Genomic DNA, 18,833 nt, shown 5'->3' with positions numbered 1-18,833 from the left:
GGCTGCACTGGTACAACTACCACCGACCCCACACCGGCATCCACGGCCTCACGCCAGCCAGCCGCGTCACCAACCTGTCCGGACAACACACCTAGTGCCGGTGCGGTCCCGGCCGGTGGACCGGGCCGTGGGTGTCCTCGCAGTGGTTGGCGGGCTGCGGCTCGGGGCCGGTGCCCAGGGTGAGGACCTCGTCGGGGGAGCCCTGCTCGCCGACGTGGTCGACCTGGAGGGTGGCGTGCGTGATGCCGTACTCCGTGCTCAGCAGCTGCTGGAGGCTGCGGCGGACCTTGTGGCAGTCGCCGGCCGGCGCGACCAGGATGTGCGCGGACAGTGCGGGCTGCCCGGAAGTGATCTGCCAGATGTGCAGGTCGTGGACCTCGACGACCTGGTCGGCGGAGACGAGGTGGTCGCCCAGCGCGTCCGGGTCGACGCCGGCCGGCGCGGCCTCCATGAAGATCCGGCCGGACTCGCGGACCAGGCCGGTGCCGGCCTTCAGCATCAGCGCGACGACCACGAGCGTGGCGATCGCGTCGGCCCGTTCGAAGCCGGTGGTCAGCACGATGAAGCCGGAGACGGCGGTGGCGATGAAGCCGAACAGGTCGGTGAGGATGTGCTGGTAGGCGCCCTCGACGTTCAGGCTGGAGCGGTTCGCCCTGGACAGGAACCAGGTGCAGATGAGGTTCACCACGATCCCGGACAGTGCGGTGATCACCACCAGTCCGCCGGTGACCTCGGGCGGCGCGATCAGCCGCTCGACCGCCTCGTACGCCAGCCAGGCGGACAGCAGCAGCAACGTGATGCCGTTGGCCTGCGCGGAGAGGATCTCGGCGCGCTTGAGACCGTAGGTGTAGCCGCCGCGCGCCGGCCGCGCGGCCAGCCGCATCGCGATCAGCGCCAGCACGATCGAGACCGCGTCGGTGAGCATGTGGGCGGCGTCCGAGATGAGTGCCAGGGACTGGGCCATGACACCGATGACGACCTCGACCGCCATGTAGGCGGTGATCAGGATGAGCGCGGCGCGCAGCCAGCGCCGGTCGGCGTCCGGGGAGACGGCGTGCTGGTGGCCGTGCGAGTGGTTGTGCGCGCGGTCTTCCGCGTGGGCCTCGGCCCCGTCGTTCCCGTGGGCGTGCTCGGTCATGGCGCGCTCCTTCCTGGGTCGTCGCTGCGAAGCAAACCGCACTTCCCCGAAAGATCCAAAGGCTGCACCGGTGACCGTTGTCATTACCGTCGAACGGGCTATCGCCCCTGGTCAGAGCGGTGTGTCCGGAGGGCGCACGAGGGGTGGACAGAGGTGTAACCGTCCGTACACGCTTGATAGTTGAGAGTGACAGTCGCGAACCTGGGATGCGTGCACACATCTCGCGGTACGGGGGCGGGGACAGGGGCGGGGACGTGGCACAGGCCTTCAACGAGCCTTCAGGCGCCCCGCGCCCCGACCGGCCCTGCCCCACCCGGCCGCGCCCCGACCGGCCTTGCCCCGCCCCGCGCCACCGGATGCAGCGCCGCGTACTCCAGCGGCGCCGACGGGTCGATCGAGACGTCCAGCGGGGCGGGCTCCGCACCGGCGCGGACCAGGAGGTCGCCGACCGCGGCGATCATCGCGCCGTTGTCGGTGCACAGCCGCAGCGGCGGTACGCGCAGCGTGATGCCGGCCGCGGCGCAGCGTTCCTCGGCCAGGGAACGTACCCGGGAGTTGGCCGCCACACCGCCGACCACGACCAGGGTCCGCACGCCGTGCTCGGCGCAGGCGGCCACCGCCTTACGGGTCAGGACATCGGCGACGGCCTCCTGGAGCGAGGCCGCGCCGTCGGCGAGGGGCAGCGGCCGGCCCGCGGCGCGATGGGCCTCCGCCCAGCGGGCTCCGGCCGTCTTCAGGCCCGAGAAGGAGAAGGTGAACCGGTTCCCGGGCGGGCCCGTGGTGAGCGGGCGGGGAAAGGGGACAGCGCGCGGATCCCCCTCGCGCGCTGTCCGGTCGATGGCCGGGCCGCCGGGATACGGCAGCCCGAAGACCCGGGCGACCTTGTCGAAACACTCGCCCGCGGCGTCGTCCAGCGTGTCGCCGAGGTGGGTGATCGGGTCGCGGGCCAGGTCGCGTACGAGCAGCAGCGAGGTGTGGCCGCCGGAGACGATCAGCACCACGCACGGGTCGGGCAGCGGACCGTGTTCGAGGGTGTCGGCGGCGACATGACCGGCCAGGTGGTGGACGCCGTACAGCGGGACGCCGAGCGCGTACGCCAGGCCCTTCGCGCCGGCCAGTCCCACCTGGAGCGCGCCGGACAGCCCCGGCCCGGTCGTCACCGCGACCGCGCCGATGTCGGCGGCCCGCAGCCCCGCGTCGGCGAGCGCGCCGCGTACGACGGGGGTCAGGGCGTGCACATGCGCACGGGCGGCGATCTCCGGCACCACCCCGCCGAACCGGGCGTGCTCATCCATGCTCGACGCGAGGGCCTGGCCGAGCAGCCGGCCGTCCCGCACCAGGCCCGCGCCCGTCTCGTCGCAGGACGATTCGATCCCCAGCACCACCGGTGAGCCCACAGCGGACCGTTCCTCCTCTGGTTCTTGCCTTCTTGCCTACTTGCCCCTCAATCCTTATTGCAACCTATATGCAAGAAGCGGTGGAGGGTGCCAAGAAGGGTGGTCGGCTTCCTCCCCCGGCGAGGGAGCCGACCACCCGGTAAGTAGAGTTCGGCTGCCGTCCCCGTCCCCGTCCCCGTCCCCCGTCCGTCCCCTCCCGACCTCTGAGGTACTCGGCAGTGAGCCCCGCATCATCGCTTCCGCACCCGCTCACCGTCGTCGGCATCGGGGCCGACGGCTGGGGCGGACTGCCCGCCGTCTCCCAGCAGGTGCTGCGCGAGGCCGAGGCGCTGATCGGCGGCCCGCGCCAGCTCGCCCTGCTGCCCGCCGAGTGCGCCGGCGAGCGCGTCCCGTGGCCCTCGCCGCTCCGACCCGCCGTACCCGGGCTGCTCGCCGCGCACGCCGGTCGCCGGATCTGCGTACTGGCCAGCGGCGACCCGATGTTCTACGGGATCGGACGGACGCTGACGGAGACGATGGCGAGCGAGACGATCGCGAGCGAGGGGACGGGGACGGCGAGCGAGGGGACGGCGCCCGGCCTGCCGCTCCGCGTGCTCCCGCACCCCTCCTCCGTCTCCTACGCCTGCGCCCGGCTCGGCTGGCCCGTGGAGGACACCGAGGTCATCACGCTGGTCGGACGGCCCGCCGAGAATCTGGCCGCGGCGCTGCACGACGGCCGACGGCTGCTGGTGCTGTCGGCAGGTGCCGGCACCCCGGCCGAGGTCGCCGCGCTGCTGCGCGCACACGGCTTCGGCCCGACCCGGATGCGGGTCCTCGAACAGCTCGGCGGGGACCGGGAGTCGGTGGCCGAGGGCACCGCGGCCGACTGGGCGCTGCCGCCCGCCGACCCGCTGAACGTCATCGCCCTCGACTGCGCCCGCGAGCCCGGCGCGCTGCGGCTGTCGGCCGTGCCCGGACTGCCCGACGCGGCCTACGAGAACGACGGCCAGCTCACCAAGCGCCATGTCCGCGCCGCCACCCTCGCCGCTCTCGCGCCCGCACCCGGCGAACTGCTGTGGGACATCGGCGGCGGCTCCGGCTCCATCGCGATCGAGTGGCTGCGCGCGCACCGCAGTTGCCGGGCCGTCACCGTCGAACGCGATCCCGTACGGGCCGAGCGGATCGGCCGTAACGCGCGCGCGCTCGGCGTACCGTCGCTGCGCGTCGTGCACGGTCCCGCGCCCGCCGCGCTGGACGGCCTGCCGACGCCGGACGCGGTCTTCATCGGCGGCGGCCTGACCGCTCCCGGCCTGCTGGCCGCGTGCTGGGAGGCGCTGCCGCCGGGCGGCCGGATCGTCGCCAACACGGTGACGCTGGAGTCCGAGGCGCTGCTCGCCGACTGGTACCGGCGGCACGGCGGCGAACTGGTCCGGCTGGCGGTCGCGCACGCGGTGCCGGTCGGCGGCTTCACCGGCTGGCGGCAGGCGATGCCGGTCACGCAATGGGCGGCGGCCAAGCCCCCGTCGTCCCCGTCCGCCCTATCCCAGGAGCCTCGACAACCATGACCGTCCACTTCATCGGCGCGGGACCCGGTGCGGCCGACCTGATCACCGTGCGCGGCGCCCGTACCCTCGCCGCCTGCGGGGTCTGCCTGTACGCCGGCAGTCTCGTGCCGCGCGAACTGCTCGCCGAGTGCCCGCCCGGCGCCCGGCTCATCGACACCGCGCAGCTGGACCTCGACACCATCACCGCCGAGCTGGTCCGCGCCCATCGGGAGGGCCACGACGTCGCCCGCCTGCACTCCGGCGACCCGTCCGTCTTCAGCGCGGTCGCCGAGCAGATGCGGCGCCTGGACGCGGCCGGAGTGCCCTACGAGGTCGTGCCCGGCGTCCCGGCCTTCGCTGCCGCTGCCGCCGCCCTCAAGCGCGAGCTGACCGTTCCCACCGTCGGCCAGACCGTCATCCTCACCCGTGTCGCCCAGCGCGCCACCCCCATGCCCGAGGGCGAGGACCTCGCCACCCTGGGCCGCAGCGGCGCGCTGCTCGTACTGCACCTGGCCGCCATGTACGTCGACCGCGTCGTCGACGAACTCCTCCCGCACTACGGCGCCGACTGCCCGGCCGCCGTCGTCGCGATGGCCTCCCGCCCGGACGAACTGGTGCTGCGCGGCACCCTCGCCGACATCGCGGACCAGGTGAAGGCCGCCGGTGTCGTCCGTACGGCCGTCATCATGGTCGGCCGCACCCTCGGCGCCGAGCAGTTCCGCGACAGCCACCTCTACTCTTCGGACCGCGAACGGCCGCATGCGCCGTGCGACGCGCCGGAGGAGGCAGGCTCGGGAAACGCCTAGAGCGCTACCCCGCCGCCTCGTCCGGCGTCGGGATGACACCGAGTTGCTGCATCAGGCCGAGGAGATCCTTGTCCGACCACTTCTCGGCGAGCCTGCCGTCCTCGATGCGATGGATCACGGTCCCCGTCATCGTCACCGACTTACCGGTGGCAGGGATTCCGGGCAGGTCCTTCTCGTGCACCCCACGGGCCGTCAGCCGGGTCACGACCTTGTCGCCCTCCGCGATCTGGTCCTCGATGTCGTGGGTCCCGGGTGTGGCCTCCCAGAACAGCCGGATCGCCTGCTTGATCCCCTCGCGGCCGTCTGCGAATCCCGGGAACGGTGGCGGCGAGTGGTCCTTGTAGTCCTCGGCCACGAGTTCGTCCATGGCGTCGACGTTGCCCTCGTCGATCTCCTGGTAGAAGCGGCGGACCAGCCGCTTGTTCTCCTCGACGGTCACGGGAACCCTCCGTGTGCTCACGACGTGTGGCCTGAACGGCACATACGGTGTGAATCGTCGCCCGTCGAGGTCGCGGACCGTCCCCCGCCGCGCCACCCCACCACGGCCGTTCACTCCGACGCACGCCGTGGCCGGACGAGGAAGCCCTACGTCCCCGGCCCCCGCGGCTCCGCCCGCCCCACCACCATCCCCGCCCGGTCGATGCAGATGACGTCGACCGCGACCGGCGCCCCGCGCAGTACGGCGAGCGCCTCGTCGCGGGCCGTGGCGGCCACCAGATCGCCGAGCGGGACGCCGGCCGCGGCGCACAACTGGAGCGCGGCGAGGCCGGTGTTGGCCTCGGCCACCGCCGTCGCCAGCGTCTCGTCCGCGCCGCCGCGCCGGGCCAGTGCGGCGAGGAATTCCTTGTTCACCTGGGACCGCGCGGAGTGCAGATCCAGATGCCCGGCCGCCAGCTTGGACAGCTTGGCGAACCCGCCGCAGATGGTGAGCCGCTCGACGGGATGACGGCGGATGTACTTGAGCACCGCCCCCGCGAAGTCCCCCATGTCCAGCAGCGCGTCGTCGGGGAGCTTGTGCACGGCGACGGCGACCTTCTCCGACGTGGAGCCCGTACAGCCCGCCACATGACGCCGTCCGGCCGCACGTGCCACATCGACACCCCGCCGGATGGAGTCGATCCACGCCGAGCAGGAGTACGGCACCACGATCCCCGTGGTCCCCAGAATGGACAGCCCGCCCAGGATGCCCAGCCGCGGATTCCACGTACTGCGGGCGATCTCCTCACCGTGATCGACCGAGATCTCGACCTCGACGTCCCCGCTGCCGCCGTACCGGGCCGCGACCTGCGCGAGGTGGTCGCGGATCAGCTGCCGCGGCACCGGGTTGATCGCCGGCTCGCCGACGTCCAGCGGCAGTCCGGGCCGGGTGACGGTGCCGACCCCCGGCCCCGCCTTGAAGACGACTCCGGAGCCGGCCGGCAGCACCCGCACCGTCGAGCGGATCAGCGCACCATGCGTCACATCCGGATCATCACCCGCGTCCTTCACCACGCCCGCCATCGCGCTGGTCCGCCCCGCCGCCAGCTCCTCCACCGCGAGCGCGAACGACGGCGTCTGCCCCTTGGGCAGGGTGATCGTCACCGGATCCGGGAAATTGCCGCTCAGGAGGGCGGTGTACGCCGCCGTGCTCGCCGCGGTCGCACAGGCGCCGGTCGTCCAGCCGTGCCGCAGCCCGGTGTGCGCGAGCTGCGCGCTGCGGCCGCCCGCGGCTCCCGCGCCCCCGGCGTCTTTCGTGCCTCCCGTACCCTTCGGTTGCGCTTCAGCCATGGGAGGACCCGCAGCCGATGACCGACGACGCCCGCCCGGCGGGACCCGCCGATGGCCCTGTCCACGTGCTGATCCTCGGGGGCACGACCGAGGCCCGCCGCCTGGCCGCCGAACTGACGGCGAGCGCACCATCCCCCAAGCTCTCAACTCTGTTCGAGCAGGGGGTACCCCCACCGCGCCTCCGCGTCACCACATCGCTCGCCGGCCGCGTCGCCGCGCCCCGGCTGCCCGCCGGGGAGGTCCGCATCGGAGGGTTCGGCGGCCCCGAGGGCCTCGCCCGCTGGCTGCGCGAGCACGCGGTGGACGCGCTCATCGACGCCACCCATCCTTTCGCCGGCACGATCAGTTTCAACGCGGCACAGGCCGCCGCCACCGCCCATGTTCCCCTGCTCGCCCTCCGCCGTCCCGGCTGGGTACCGGGCCCGGACGACACCTGGCACCCGGTCGCCTCCTTGGACGAGGCCGCCGCCGCCCTCCCCGCCCTCGGCACCCGCATCTTCCTCACCACCGGCCGAATGGGCCTCTCCCACTTCGCCCACCTCACCGACCTCTGGTTCCTCGTACGCTCCGTGGACGCCCCCGAGCCACCGCATCCGCCCCAGATGCGGACCCTCCTCGACCGCGGCCCCTTCACCCTGGAGGGCGAGCGGGACCTCCTCCGACGCCACCGCATCGACGTCCTGGTCACCAAGGACAGCGGCGCCGCCGCGACCGCCGCAAAACTGACGGCCGCGCGCGAGGCGGGCCTCCCGGTCGTGGTCGTCCGCCGCCCACCGGTCCCGGAGGGCGTACCGCTCGCGGCGGACCCGGCGGAGGCAGTGAACTGGCTGCTGCGCCATGCGGTGAGCTGACCGCCCGCGGACGAGTGCCTTGAACTCGCCCTGGCCTTGCCTTGGAGCGCACTCCACCTCATAACGTCGGACGCACGGCGACAGAGCTGACCTGTCGTCACATGCCCCCGACCGAAGAGGAACAGGAACACCTCGTGCGATACACACTGTTCGGCAAGACCGGCCTGCGGGTGAGTGAGCTGAGCCTCGGTGCGATGACCATCGGCAACGACTGGGGGTGGGGCGCCCCCAAGGAAACCAGCGCCCGGATCCTCGACGCCTACGCGGACGCGGGCGGCAACTTCATCGACACCGCCAACAACTACACCGCGGGCAGCTCGGAGCGGATCCTCGGCGAACTGCTCGAAGGCCGCCGGGACGGCTTCGTACTGGCCAGCAAATACACCTGCGCGACCCGCAAGGGCGATGTGAACTCGGGCGGCAACCACCGCAAGAACCTGGTCCAGTCGGTGGAGGCCAGCCTCGCCCGGCTGCGTACCGACCGCCTGGACGTCCTGTGGGTGCACGCGCGGGACAACTTCACCCCGGTCGAGGAGGTCATGCGGGCGCTGGACGACCTCGTACGTACCGGAAAGGTGCTCTACGTCGGGGTTTCCGACTGGCCCGCCTGGGAGATCGCGCAGGCGAACACGCTCGCCGACCTGCGGGGCTGGACCTCCTTCGCGGGCTCGCAGCTGCGCTACAACCTGCTGGAGCGCACGCCGGAGCGCGAACTGCTCCCGCAGGCCCGCGCCTTCGACCTCGCGGTGCTGGCCTGGGCCCCGCTCGCGGCCGGCAAGCTCACCGGCAAGTACCGCCGCGGCGAGACGGGCCGACTGGACTCCGAAGGCTTCAACGGCACGGCCGATCACCATGAGGACGAGGTCATCACCGCGGTGCTGGAGATCGCCGAGCAGGGTGGCTGGAGCCCGGCGCAGGTAGCGCTGGCCTGGCTCCGCGACCGGCCCGGCAACATCATCCCGATCATCGCCGCCACGAAGGAAAGCCAGCTCGCGGACAATCTCGCCAGCGTCGACGTCCAGCTCGACGCCGCTGCCGTCGCACGGCTCGACGAGGTCAGCGCGGTACCGCTCGGATTCCCGCACGACTTCCTGGCGGAACCGGGAATCAAGGAGAACGTCTACGGCGACCGCTGGCCCGACATCGAGGACCGTCGCTCCACGTACCGCCGCACGACGACCGAGATCCGCTAGGCCGGACCGCCGCCGCGGCGAACAGCAGCACGCAACGTTTCTGCGCGGCGTCCGCTGCCGCCGCCTATCCCGCTCACCTCATTCACCTTATTCACCGCGGGCATTCCCGCAGCACTTCCGCGAGCCGGCGCGCGACGTCGGGTGCGCAGCGGCCCAGTTCCACGAGCGGCCGGGGCGTGTCGCCGGCCAGCGAGACCGGGTCAAGGGACAAGGACGGCAGGGTGATTCCCACCCCTTTCAAGGCAGCACGAAGTTCGTCATGAGCCTTCTGGGCTTCCCTGATCTCTCCGGTGGCTGGACGGCGTTCTGCCATTTCCATGCTTATTTGCTCCGTTCTTGTCCCGACCGGTCTGCCAAGGCCCCTGCGAAATATTCCAGTTGCCCGCGCAAGCTGACCGCGACCAATGTGTGGTAAGTGGCGTTGTCATCGCACATTCCGACAAAGAGAGTTGGGGCGGCCGAACAAAAATGCGAAGCCGAGGCTTTGGTCCGTGCGTTGCCGGCCGCCAAACTCCATCGGCTGGCGGTGACAAGTGTCAGGGAAATAACTGACGCGGTCGGCGGAGGACACGAGCTATGGCCGTCCCGTCTGTGCGGAGTCGTCGGGCCCTGGCGGACTGAGACGCGGAGGCCGCCGCGTTCCACCAGATCGGTGATGGACGTCAAGCCGGCACGGGAAAGAGGGGGTCGGGGAGGGTGAGGTGCGGTCGCCTCTGAGCGGGTCCGGGGCTGTACGGCCGCGATGACACCCGCGAGATCAAGCCCCGCACGCTCCCCGCAGGCCTTAATTGGCTTGTGATGCGGGCTACTTCGTCTCTTTTGTAGGCATAGGCGTAACCGGATCTTATGCACTTGTCTGCGGGCCTCACGTATGCTGAACGGTCGTCAAACTCTGGGGGGCTCCGACGATGCGTGCTGCTCTCGGGTTCCCCTGAAGGGTTTGACTTTTTGGCACCGGAACTCGCACAGCAGCTTCACCACGGGGGAAAAGAGAACAGTGAGCGGCACCACAGACATAGATCCGAGAGCGTTGCGCGCGGCAGCAGCACCCGCCTCAGACATGAAGTCCGAGATGGGCACGGGACGCAAACAGCTGGAATCCGGACACCACGGAATTATGGCCAGTGGCCAGGGATTCACCTACCTCACGCAAGTCCAGGTGGTCCTTGAATCCTGGATGGGGCGTCTGGACGACATAGGCAAAGAGAGCGGCGAGATCTCCGAGCTCCTCAAGGCCACCGCAAAAAGCCATGAGAGTAATGACGAAGCGGTCGCGCAAAGCTTCAGCGCACCAGCGTCCGGAATCGACGGGGGCTCGGGGCAGGTCCACACCAGGCCCGCCCATACCGCCATGGATCCCGGCCTCATCGGTTCCGACAATTCCGCCACGCCGATCCGTACGCGTGAGGAATGGACGGCCGACGAGATGCAGAATGCCAAGCCAGCCGCTGGAGGCGTGTACCAGGACCCGCGCGAGGCCATTCGCATTCCCTCCGTAGAGGGTGGCTCAGGTTCGCGCCAGGACATCGGTATCCCCTCCGTAGAAGGCGGCCCGCGCCCGCGCCCGGAGAGCAGCATCCCCTCCGTAGAGGGTGGCCCAGGTCTGAGCCAGGACATTGGCATCCCCTCCGTAGAAGGCGGCCCGCGCCCGCGCCAGGACATTGGCATCCCCTCCGTAGAAGGCGGCCCAGGCCCACGCCCGGAGAGCAGCATTCCCTCCGTAGAAGGCGGCCCAGGCTCAGAGGGCTCTCTCGGCAGGTCGATCTCCCGTCCCAACACGTTCGGATGATGCCCCATGGTCACGATGCGTCAGCTGCAGAACTACAAGCCCGAGCCCAGCCATGGGGCCAGTGAGGAGTGGGGCGTCATGATGAGCCGCTGCTCGAATTACATGGACTTGGTCGATTCCGCGATGCGCCGCCCTCTCCAGGGCTCCTGGAAGGGTCACGACGCCGACGTCGCACAGGGCCGCATGGACAGACTGGGGCAGAACTTCCAGTACGCCGCCCAGCAGAGCAGCCTCATCCGCACAGCCCTGGACGGCGCAGCGACCGAGCTGGCGGCCGAGCGCCGCAAGCTCATCGAGGCACTGGAGGAGGCCGAGTCCCGCAAGTACACGGTGCATGAGGACGGCACCGTCGAATACACCGCCGACCCCGACGCGATCGGAGCCTCCGACCCGGACCCCAATGTCCACTGGGTCCTGGAGATCCAGGACCAGATCACCCAAGCGGTGAAGAGGGCCAACGAGATCGATCAGGAGTACGCAAGCACCCTCAACCGCCTCCAAACAGGCCGCGGACTGACAATCGACGACCGCATGTGGCTCGACGCGGCCCGCGACTCGAAGGCGGTCAGGGAGGCCGCCGGCGATGGTCTGGGGCTGGACTCCATTCCCAAGAAGGGAACGAATCCCAAGGATGTCAATTCCTGGTGGCGTGGTCTCAGCTACGAGGAGCGGCAGGAGTACCAGGCCCTCTACCCGGGGGAAATTGGCGCGCTTGACGGAATCCCCTCAGACGTCCGGGACGAGGCCAATCGCGGCCGCCTGCGTCAGTCCCATGCCGACGCGCAGATGAAGCTCAACCAGCACCTCCAGGAAGAGCCGCAGAGGTTGTTGGGCGACATCCCGGGTCGGCAGATACCGAACCCGGAGTGGGAAGAATGGGACGAGAAACGGCAATCGCTTCAAGGGCTTTCCGACGGCACTAACGCCATCCAGTCGAATTTGGACAAGGGTGGCAAGAAGGGCCTGCCAGAGGGGTATCTCCTCGGCTTCGATGACAAGGGGATCGGCCGCGCGATCGTCGCCCGCGGCAATCCGGACACTGCCGACCACACCGCCGTCTACGTCCCTGGTACCAAGACCAACCTTCCCGAGATCGGAACGGACCTTGAGCGCTCCGACGCACTATGGCGGGAGAGCGCGAAACAGAGCGACGGGCAGAGCGTCTCGACCGTCACCTGGCTTGGCTACGAAGCACCCCAGGATCTCACGGGTGACGCCACGGAGAGCGAGAAGGCGAACGACGGCGGGCCGCTCCTGAATCAATTCGTCGACGGCACCCGCGCCACCCACGACGGCGACTCACCCAGCCATACGACGGTGGTCGGCCACAGCTACGGGTCCGTGGTGATCGGCTCGGCAGCACGGCAGGGAGACCTCAACGCCGACGACATCGTGGTCGCCGGCAGCCCCGGAATGCAGGTCCACCACGCCGACCAGCTGGATGTTGGTGCGGACCACGTCTGGGCCGAGGAAGCTGACAATGACTTCGTTCCCGGCCTCGGTGCCCCCTACCACGGGTTCCCGGAGGGACACTTGACGGGCCCTGAATGGATAACGCCTACCGATGACGCGTTCGGCGCGAACCAGATGGAGACCGACACCAGTGGACATGGCGACTACTGGGATGACAACTCGGAAAGCCTCCGCAACCAATCCCGCGTGATCGCCGGCAACTATGACGAGGTGTCACGTGATGAATGAGGCGCTTCAACGCTACCGACGCAGGTTTCCCGCACCACGACTGGTGTGCGGTCTCCTGCTTGCCCTATTGCTCACTGGATGCTCACTGTTCGGCTCGGAGGACCTGCAGACCATGAAGCCCGAAGCGGCAGAACAGACGGCCGCCGAGATCTCTCACGGCCTCCTCGAACTCACCGCCGTTCGCGACCAGAAGGGCTCGCCCGGCGCTCTCATCCTGACCATCGACAGAGCGGAGAACACCTTCTACACGCGTGACCCCTGGGCGATCAACAATGCCTCACCCGATGAGCTGCGCCGTGGCATGAAAAATCTCGTCGACAAGATGCCTGCGGCAGGCTGGGAGATCGAGAGTTACGAACCGGCGAACTCCGAGGCCAAGCAGCCCCAACTTCGGGCCGTGCACAAGAAGTCCGGATACAAGGTTGTCGCCGAGCTGCTGATCAGGAGCGAACGCAAGAACGCGAACCACCGCCCGAGCGCATCGCGGAAGGATCTGATCGGCTTCACCGTCACCTCACCGTCCTACCAAGCGCCCCAAGATACAAAAATCGACGAGTACACCCACGCCCCGATAGAGCCGCAGGTGGTGGAGCAGCTCCCCTACGCCACACGCCATACCGACTCCAACCCATTCGGCTGACCTCCGAGACCTGGCGGCTCGGCGGTACGCGCTGATCATGGCGCCGAGAATCCGGGTCCACAGCACCCATCGGGCGTAGAGGAGTTGCCCTGCCTGACGCAGTGCTGCGCCGGCACCGATGCGTCTGTTGCGGGAGAGGAACGTGGAAAGCGGGGCGGCGCGGACTTCGTGAAGGTTCTAGATGGAATACAGGCAACTCACCCGGGAGAGCGGCCGCATGTCACGGCGATCGGGGCGGCATTGGAGGTATCGCCGGTGGTCATATCGGGCCCGGGGGAACCCTGAATTCTCCCGGGCCGTGTGCGCGTGGGTCGGATCAGGCGGAGAGCTGGCCGTTTTTGACGGCGGTGACGAAGGACGACCAGCTGACGGCCGGGAAGATCAGGGCGGGGCCGTTAGGGGACTTGGAGTCGCGGACGGGGACGCCGGTCGGGTGGCCGTCCAGGACCTCGACGCAGCTGGCTCCTTCGTTGTCGCTGTACGACGACTTGCGCCAGCCGCTCAGCGCGGCGGCGCTCGGTATGGCGTGCTGCTCAGTCATGGTGTCCGTATTCCTTCGCTGTGGCCCTCATGAGGGCGAGTGACTCCTTCAGCGGCAACGCATCGCCCAGTGCGAGAGCATAGAGACCCTGCAACCGTTGGACCGCGGCCGGGGAATCATGCACCTTGCCGACGGACAGTCCCTCGGAATAGGCCGCCGGGGGCTGGTCCTCGAACCACATCAGCGTCAGCAACCCGGACATGAGCGGATGAGAGCCCAGGCCGAGCGGCAGCACATGAACCCGCACCCGCTCGTCCTCAACCAGGTGGACGATGTGCATGATCTGTTCCGCCATGACGTCCGGGCCGCCGACCGGCCGGCGCAGCACGGCCTCGTCCAACAGCACCCACACGACGGGCGTCACCGGGTCGGTGAGGATCTTCGCGCGCTCAAGCCGTGTGACAACGAGCCTGTCACATTCCTTCTCACTCCACGGAGGGAAGGCGGTACGCATGACCGCGCGCGTGTACTTTTCCGTCTGGAAGATTCCTGGCACGAGAGAGCCCGCGAACTCCTGGATCCTCGTGGCCTGTTGCTCAAGTTTCAGCGCGTCCGCGAACCGGTCGGCTACCGCCGTGTCGTCCTTCGGCAGAAAGCTACTGAGCACATTCCCCGTGTTCAGAGCCTTGTCCAGCCGCCGCGCGTCCTCCTTGGACGGGATCCGGCGCCCCGCCTCGATGTGCGCGATGTGCGATCTGGTCATCACCGCCGCATCGGCCAGTTCCTGCTGGGTCAGGTCAGCGTCCTCGCGCTTCTGCCGGAGCCAGTCGCCGTAAGCACTGCCCATGGGTTAACTCCCCTATGTGACAAAGGCTTTGTCACCCTGCACCTACTGGCGACTCTACGCACTGCTGCCCAACTCTGTTCCTGAACAGCGAAACGATCCGGTCGAAACCAGCCGGGCAGCAAGACGTATGACGTATGGGGAGTGCATCGGATGTCATCGAAGATCCGGGAGGCGGAGGTGGCGCGTGATGCGCTGGCCGCTGCCCTCAGGAAGGCGGGCATTCAGTTTCCCGCCATGGACATCACGCCGGGCGGGTTCGAGCGTCCGCCGAAGTACGGGTTCGTGAACCTGGGGCAGGTCTCCGCCCCGGTGGTGCACGCGCTTGCGGACGTCATCACGAAGGGCGCGGCCGTCAGTCAGACGGAGTGGACGGCGTGATCCGAGTTGTCGCGAAACTCTTCGAGCCGTTCCCCATGGTGCGGGGCGAAGACACCAAACTCGTCCGCCCCTACCTCATCGCACACGAGCTGAACCACGGCATGGAGGTGAGCGTGTGAGGAGCGAGCGGTCGCGGTTCGTCGAGTGGACGTTGTCGACCATGCCCGCCATGCCCGTGCGCTACGTCGGCAAGTGCCTGTCGTGCCAGGAGCGTTCCCCGGACACGGCCGACCCGGACGACGCTCAGCTGTGGTGTCTGAAGCACGCCGGGGCGACCGGGGATTCGGGCTATGAGTTGTCGGCGTTTCTGTACTTCAACGCGATCATGACCGATCCGGCGGTCGGACACCGGACGGCTCCGCCCCACAGCTAGGGCCTGTCCGATGGGTCCGCGGCCCTTCCCGACCCTGACCCATCGGACAGACCCTAGGGCCTGCCCCATCGGACAGACCCCAGCGGCCTCCCTCACCCCTCCGGATACCGCCGCGGCGTCCACACGACCTCCGTGCCGTCGTCGCGGCGTACCGCCTGCGTCTGGGACGAGCCGACCAGCAGGATCGTGCGCATGTCGACCTGGGTGGGGTCGAGGTCGGCGAGGCGGACGGTGCGTACGGATTCCTCGGGGCCGCCGATGTCGCGGCCGAGGACCACCGGGGTGTCGGGTGCGCGGTGTTCCAGGAGGAGTTCGCGGGCCTTGCCGACCTGCCAGGTGCGGCTGCGGGAGCCGGGGTTGTAGAGCGCCATGGCCATATCAGCGGTGGCGGCGGCCCGAAGGCGTTCGGCGATGACCTCCCAGGGCTTGAGGCGGTCGGAGAGCGAGATGACCGCGTAGTCGTGGCCGAGCGGGGCGCCCGCGCGGGCCGCGGCGGCATTGGCGGCGGTGACGCCGGGGAGGACCCGTACGGGGACGGAGCGGTAGGGGGATCGGGAGGCCACTTCGAGGACGGCGGTGGCCATGGCGAAGACTCCCGGGTCGCCGCCGGAGACCACGGCCACCCGCCGTCCGCGCCGGGCCAGGTCGAGGGCGAGTTCCGCGCGCTCGGACTCGACCTTGTTGTCGGAGGCGTGGCGGAGCTGGCCGGGGCGTACGGGGACGCGGTCGAGGTAGGTGGTGTAGCCGACGAGGTCTTCGGCGGCGGCCAGCGCGCCGCGTGACTCGGGGGTCAGCCAGAGTGGGCCGGCCGGGCCGGTGCCGACGACCACCACCTCCCCCCTGGGGGCGTCCTCCGGAGGCTCCGGCGCCGGGTTCGCGATGCGGCTCGGGACGACTGCGAGGGAGAAGTAGGGGACTGACTCGGGGTCCACGGAGGAGAGTTGGGCGGAGCGTTCGCCCTCCATCGTGGCGCGTTCGACGTACCGGGCCTCGTCCAGCCGCCCGGAGCGCTCCAGCGCCCGCCGCACGGCGGGGAAGGTCCGGCCGAGCTTCATCACCACGGCGGAGTCGGTCGCGGCCAGGCGTGCGGTCAGTTCCTCCTCGGGCAGGGTGCCCGGCAGGATCGTCAGTACCTCCTCGGCCTCGACCAGCGGCGTGCCGAGCCGGGCCGCGGCGGCGCTCACCGACGTCACGCCGGGGATCACCTCGGTGTCGTAGCGGTCCGCGAGCCGCTGGTGCATGTGCTGGTACGAGCCGTAGAAGAGCGGGTCGCCCTCGGCGAGGACCGCTACTGTGCGCCCGGCGTCGAGGTGTGCGGCGAGCCGGGCCGCCGCCTTCTCGTAGAACTCGTCGAGCGCGCCCCGGTAGCCGCCGGGGTGGTCGGTGGTCTCGGTCGTGATCGGGTAGACCAGCGGCTCTTCGATGTGGTCGGGGCGGATGTGGCGGGCCGCGATGGAGCGGGCGATCGAGCGTCCGTGCCGGGCGCTGTGATACGCCACCACGTCGGCCTCGGCTATGACTTCCACGGCCCGTACGGTCATCAGCGACGGGTCACCGGGGCCCAGCCCCACCCCGTACAGCCGGCCCGGAGCGGCCGCCTCCCGTGCGCCACCGTCGCTGGTTGCCTGCTGCTCGCTCACGCTTACTCTTCCTCGCTTGCCAGGGCGTTGATCGCGGCCGCGGCCATGGCGCTGCCGCCACGCCGTCCGCGCACCACGATGTGGTCCAGCTTCGACGGATGGGCGATCAGCGCGTCCTTGGACTCGGCCGCACCGATGAAGCCGACGGGGATCCCGATGACGGCGGCGGGGCGCGGCGCGCCCTCCTCGATCATCTCCAGGAGGCGGAAGAGCGCGGTGGGCGCGTTGCCGACCGCGATCACCGCGCCCTCCATACGGTCCCGCCACAGCTCCAGCGCGGCGGCGCTCCGGGTGGTCCCCATACGGGCCGCCAGGTCCGGCACCGTCGGGTCGGCGAGGGTGCACAGCACGTCGTTGTTCGCCGGCAGCCGCTTACGGGTGACGCCACTGGCGACCATGTTGGCGTCGCACAGGATCGGCGCGCCGGCGCGCAGCGCCTTACGGGCGTTCGCCGCCACCTCGGGGGTGAAGGCGAGATCGCGTACGAGGTCGACCATGCCGCAGGCGTGGATCATCCGGACCGCGACCTTGCTGACGTCGGCGGGCAGGCCTGCGAGGTCCGCCTCGGCGCGGATGGTGGCGAAGGACTGGCGGTAGATCGACGCCCCGTCCTTCTCGTAGTCGAACGCGGTCACTGTGGCCTCGTTTCTTGTGTTGCCGGTGGTGCATCCGGCCGGACGACGGATACCTGGTAGCCCTCCGACGTTGCCAGGACGTCGATCCAGGTGCCGTGCGGGTGTCCGCAGCGGCGTTCGCAGCCGGACCAGTAGAGGGGGAGATCCCGTACGGGGATGTCGGGTACGGGGATGTCGGGTACGGCGGCGGGGAGGGTGCCCGGCACGGGTGTGCCTGCCGTGACCGCGGTCGCGGCGTCCGCGCGTACGTCCGAGCGGGACTTGGCGCAGCCGGGGCGGCCGGTGCAGGCGCCGAGCCGGTGCCAGGGGGAGGCGGGGTCGGTGACCAGCCCGGCGGCGGCCAGCTCGCGCAGCCGGGGTTCGGCCGTGGCGGTCGACAGGCCGGGGATGACCACGCCGCGCCAGGGGGTGAGCCGCAGTTCGCCGGCTCCGTCGTCGGCGGCAACGGCGGTCAGCAGGCGCCACTGCGCGACGGTCAGCCGGCCGAGCGGCGCCAGGACGGAGAGCGCGCGGCGGCCGTCGGGTCCTTCGACGATCCCGGGGAGGGGAACGGGAGCGCGCCCGGCCGAGGTGTCCTCTGCCCCGACGCACTCTGCCCCGACGTACTCCGCCTCAACCCCTGCCTCTCGCAACGCATCCGCCACATCGCGCGCGTTCAGGGCATATCCGGCAGGAAGTTCGCGCACCCGCCACGCCCCCGTGCCGCCCGCCTCCGCGGCGGCCAGGAACGTCTCGGCGGTGGCGAGCGCCGCGCGCGGTACGTCCGGGTCGGCGATCCGCACCGCCGCCGGATCGTCGCCGATGTACAGCAGCGCCCCACCTCCGGAGGCGCCCCCCGGCGCACCGTCGCTCGCCCCTTCTGCGACCAAGGTCACATCCCCGCCGAGCGCCGCCACATCGCCCCGCCCGTCGTCCAGGACGAACAGAAATCGGCCGGAGAGGGCGGTCGCGGACGTGCTCGCGCAGAGCAGGGCGTCCAGCTGCCGGGCCCACAACTGCACGTCAGAGTGGGTGTGATGGTCCAGGCAGGCCAGCGGGGAGGCCAGGATGTTGCGGATGCGTTCATGGCGCGCGGAGGGCAGCAGGCCGGCGGCGCGCAGAAGATCCGCCAGCTCCTGGCCGCAGCCGTCCGGGAGGCCGCGGAGCTCCGCGTTGCCGCGCGAGGTGAGGGAGAGCTGGCCGTCGCCGAGCCGCTCCGCGGCGTCGGCCAGCGCAGTTGCCTGATGTGCCGTCAAATAACCGGCGGGTAGCCGCACTCGCGAGAGCCGGCCGTCGGCGGCGGAGTGCAGCCGCAGCGCTCCCGGGCAGGCGTCACCGCGGTCCCGTACGGGCGGTTCGGCCCCATGGGGGCTGAGCTCGGGGGATGGCGGCATGGCGGCGAGCATACCGACGTCGGGGAACGGCGGATCCGGGCTCCGGGCGGACGGAGATCCGGCCTTGCGCTCCCCCGGCGCGGGGTCTGGAGGTGCGCCCTCCCCCGCACCGCCCCCAGCCCTTACTATGCAGGTCGGTGGGTCAGCTGGCCCGCCGGACGCCAGCGACGGCGCTGGGCCTTGTGCCCAAGGGAGGAAGCCCGGTGAGAATCCGGCGCGGTCCCGCCACTGTGAACCCGGCCACCACCGGGTGAGCCAGGAACTCCCGTCGTCCACACGACCACCCGGGGCGCGGACACCC

20 protein-coding genes and 1 riboswitch are annotated in these 18,833 nt (G+C 70.2%); of the genes, 10 read left to right on the top strand and 10 right to left on the bottom strand.

Features of this window, described 5'->3' with window-relative positions; translation table 11 throughout:
• Positions 1–91 precede the first annotated feature (91 nt).
• Together AB0I10_RS29240 and tsaD are read right to left on the bottom strand one after the other, a co-directional pair.
• Positions 92–1,138 (bottom strand): cation diffusion facilitator family transporter, encoded by a 1,047-nt coding sequence (locus tag AB0I10_RS29240; protein WP_363155651.1) that lies wholly within the window; start codon positions 1,136–1,138, stop codon positions 92–94.
• Between the two features lie 278 nt (positions 1,139–1,416).
• Complete coding sequence (gene tsaD, locus AB0I10_RS29235) at positions 1,417–2,535, bottom strand: tRNA (adenosine(37)-N6)-threonylcarbamoyltransferase complex transferase subunit TsaD (RefSeq protein ID WP_363155650.1); 1,119 nt, start codon at positions 2,533–2,535, stop codon at positions 1,417–1,419.
• 218 nt (positions 2,536–2,753) lie between these two features.
• On the opposite strand from tsaD, the gene cbiE reads away from it, so the two are divergent.
• Both cbiE and cobM read left to right on the top strand, forming a co-directional pair.
• Positions 2,754–4,079, top strand: a complete 1,326-nt coding sequence (cbiE, locus tag AB0I10_RS29230) for a precorrin-6y C5,15-methyltransferase (decarboxylating) subunit CbiE (protein WP_363155649.1) — start codon at positions 2,754–2,756, stop codon at positions 4,077–4,079.
• Complete coding sequence (gene cobM, locus AB0I10_RS29225) at positions 4,076–4,864, top strand: precorrin-4 C(11)-methyltransferase (RefSeq protein WP_363155648.1); 789 nt, start codon at positions 4,076–4,078, stop codon at positions 4,862–4,864. Before cbiE ends, cobM begins: the two co-directional genes overlap by 4 nt.
• Positions 4,865–4,868: 4 nt before the next feature.
• Here cobM and AB0I10_RS29220 read toward each other — a convergent pair whose 3' ends face one another.
• Together AB0I10_RS29220 and AB0I10_RS29215 are read right to left on the bottom strand one after the other, a co-directional pair.
• Positions 4,869–5,303, bottom strand: a complete 435-nt coding sequence (locus AB0I10_RS29220; protein WP_363155647.1) for an ester cyclase — start codon at positions 5,301–5,303, stop codon at positions 4,869–4,871.
• Between the two features lie 146 nt (positions 5,304–5,449).
• Positions 5,450–6,631 carry a cobalt-precorrin-5B (C(1))-methyltransferase gene (locus AB0I10_RS29215; protein WP_363155646.1) on the bottom strand — a complete coding sequence of 394 codons (1,182 nt, stop codon included), beginning with the start codon at positions 6,629–6,631 and terminating at the stop codon, positions 5,450–5,452.
• Between the two features lie 17 nt (positions 6,632–6,648).
• Between AB0I10_RS29215 and AB0I10_RS29210 the strand changes: the two genes are divergently transcribed.
• On the top strand, positions 6,649–7,482 hold the full coding sequence (locus tag AB0I10_RS29210) for a cobalt-precorrin-6A reductase (protein ID WP_363155645.1): 834 nt from the start codon (positions 6,649–6,651) through the stop codon (positions 7,480–7,482).
• Positions 7,483–7,616: 134 nt separating this feature from the next.
• Complete coding sequence (locus AB0I10_RS29205) at positions 7,617–8,675, top strand: aldo/keto reductase (protein WP_363155644.1); 1,059 nt, start codon at positions 7,617–7,619, stop codon at positions 8,673–8,675.
• Between the two features lie 91 nt (positions 8,676–8,766).
• Here AB0I10_RS29205 and AB0I10_RS29200 read toward each other — a convergent pair whose 3' ends face one another.
• Entirely contained in the window at positions 8,767–8,994 is a 228-nt protein-coding gene (locus tag AB0I10_RS29200) for a hypothetical protein (protein ID WP_363155643.1), read from the bottom strand.
• Positions 8,995–9,735: 741 nt separating this feature from the next.
• Here AB0I10_RS29200 and AB0I10_RS29195 point away from each other — a divergent pair.
• The 3 genes from AB0I10_RS29195 to AB0I10_RS29185 all read left to right on the top strand — a co-directional run bounded on the left by AB0I10_RS29195 (position 9,736) and on the right by AB0I10_RS29185 (position 12,805).
• A complete protein-coding gene (locus tag AB0I10_RS29195) occupies positions 9,736–10,464 on the top strand; it encodes a hypothetical protein (protein WP_363155642.1) in 729 nt (242 codons plus the stop codon).
• Between the two features lie 6 nt (positions 10,465–10,470).
• The gene (locus tag AB0I10_RS29190; protein ID WP_363155641.1) at positions 10,471–12,165 is read left to right on the top strand and encodes an alpha/beta hydrolase; all 1,695 of its coding nucleotides are present in this window, start codon (positions 10,471–10,473) and stop codon (positions 12,163–12,165) included.
• 112 nt (positions 12,166–12,277) lie between these two features.
• On the top strand, positions 12,278–12,805 hold the full coding sequence (locus tag AB0I10_RS29185; protein WP_363155640.1) for a hypothetical protein: 528 nt from the start codon (positions 12,278–12,280) through the stop codon (positions 12,803–12,805).
• Between the two features lie 316 nt (positions 12,806–13,121).
• Here the strand turns inward: AB0I10_RS29185 and AB0I10_RS29180 are convergent, their stop codons facing one another.
• Complete coding sequence (locus tag AB0I10_RS29180; protein ID WP_363155639.1) at positions 13,122–13,346, bottom strand: DUF397 domain-containing protein; 225 nt, start codon at positions 13,344–13,346, stop codon at positions 13,122–13,124.
• Positions 13,339–14,133, bottom strand: coding sequence for a helix-turn-helix transcriptional regulator (locus AB0I10_RS29175; protein ID WP_363155638.1), 795 nt, complete (start codon positions 14,131–14,133; stop codon positions 13,339–13,341). The genes AB0I10_RS29180 and AB0I10_RS29175 overlap by 8 nt, the downstream gene beginning before the upstream one ends.
• 150 nt (positions 14,134–14,283) lie before the next feature.
• On the opposite strand from AB0I10_RS29175, the gene AB0I10_RS29170 reads away from it, so the two are divergent.
• From AB0I10_RS29170 to AB0I10_RS29160, 3 genes are read left to right on the top strand one after another with little or no spacing between them, the layout of a single operon-like run.
• Positions 14,284–14,511, top strand: coding sequence for a hypothetical protein (locus tag AB0I10_RS29170; RefSeq protein WP_363155637.1), 228 nt, complete (start codon positions 14,284–14,286; stop codon positions 14,509–14,511).
• Positions 14,508–14,630, top strand: coding sequence for a hypothetical protein (locus tag AB0I10_RS29165; RefSeq protein ID WP_363155636.1), 123 nt, complete (start codon positions 14,508–14,510; stop codon positions 14,628–14,630). Before AB0I10_RS29170 ends, AB0I10_RS29165 begins: the two co-directional genes overlap by 4 nt.
• A 41-nt stretch (positions 14,631–14,671) precedes the next feature.
• Positions 14,672–14,884: a hypothetical protein gene (locus AB0I10_RS29160; protein ID WP_363155635.1), complete on the top strand. Its 213-nt coding sequence runs from the start codon at positions 14,672–14,674 to the stop codon at positions 14,882–14,884.
• 92 nt (positions 14,885–14,976) lie between these two features.
• Here the strand turns inward: AB0I10_RS29160 and AB0I10_RS29155 are convergent, their stop codons facing one another.
• Genes AB0I10_RS29155 through cobG form a run of 3 tightly spaced genes read right to left on the bottom strand, consistent with a single transcriptional unit; the run spans position 14,977 to position 18,532 of the window.
• Positions 14,977–16,524, bottom strand: a complete 1,548-nt coding sequence (locus tag AB0I10_RS29155; RefSeq protein WP_363155634.1) for a precorrin-2 C(20)-methyltransferase — start codon at positions 16,522–16,524, stop codon at positions 14,977–14,979.
• 2 nt (positions 16,525–16,526) lie between these two features.
• On the bottom strand, positions 16,527–17,159 hold the full coding sequence (locus tag AB0I10_RS29150; protein ID WP_363155633.1) for a precorrin-8X methylmutase: 633 nt from the start codon (positions 17,157–17,159) through the stop codon (positions 16,527–16,529).
• On the bottom strand, positions 17,156–18,532 hold the full coding sequence (gene cobG, locus AB0I10_RS29145; protein ID WP_363155632.1) for a precorrin-3B synthase: 1,377 nt from the start codon (positions 18,530–18,532) through the stop codon (positions 17,156–17,158). The genes AB0I10_RS29150 and cobG overlap by 4 nt, the downstream gene beginning before the upstream one ends.
• A gap of 150 nt (positions 18,533–18,682) precedes the next feature.
• A riboswitch (cobalamin riboswitch) is annotated at positions 18,683–18,818 on the top strand.
• Positions 18,819–18,833 lie beyond the last annotated feature (15 nt).

The sequence above is a fragment of the Streptomyces sp. NPDC050636 genome (genome assembly GCF_040654775.1).
Lineage (GTDB): Bacteria > Actinomycetota > Actinomycetes > Streptomycetales > Streptomycetaceae > Streptomyces.
The sequence above is the reverse complement of the archived record's forward strand: the minus strand, read 5'-3'. Positions and strand labels throughout refer to the sequence as shown.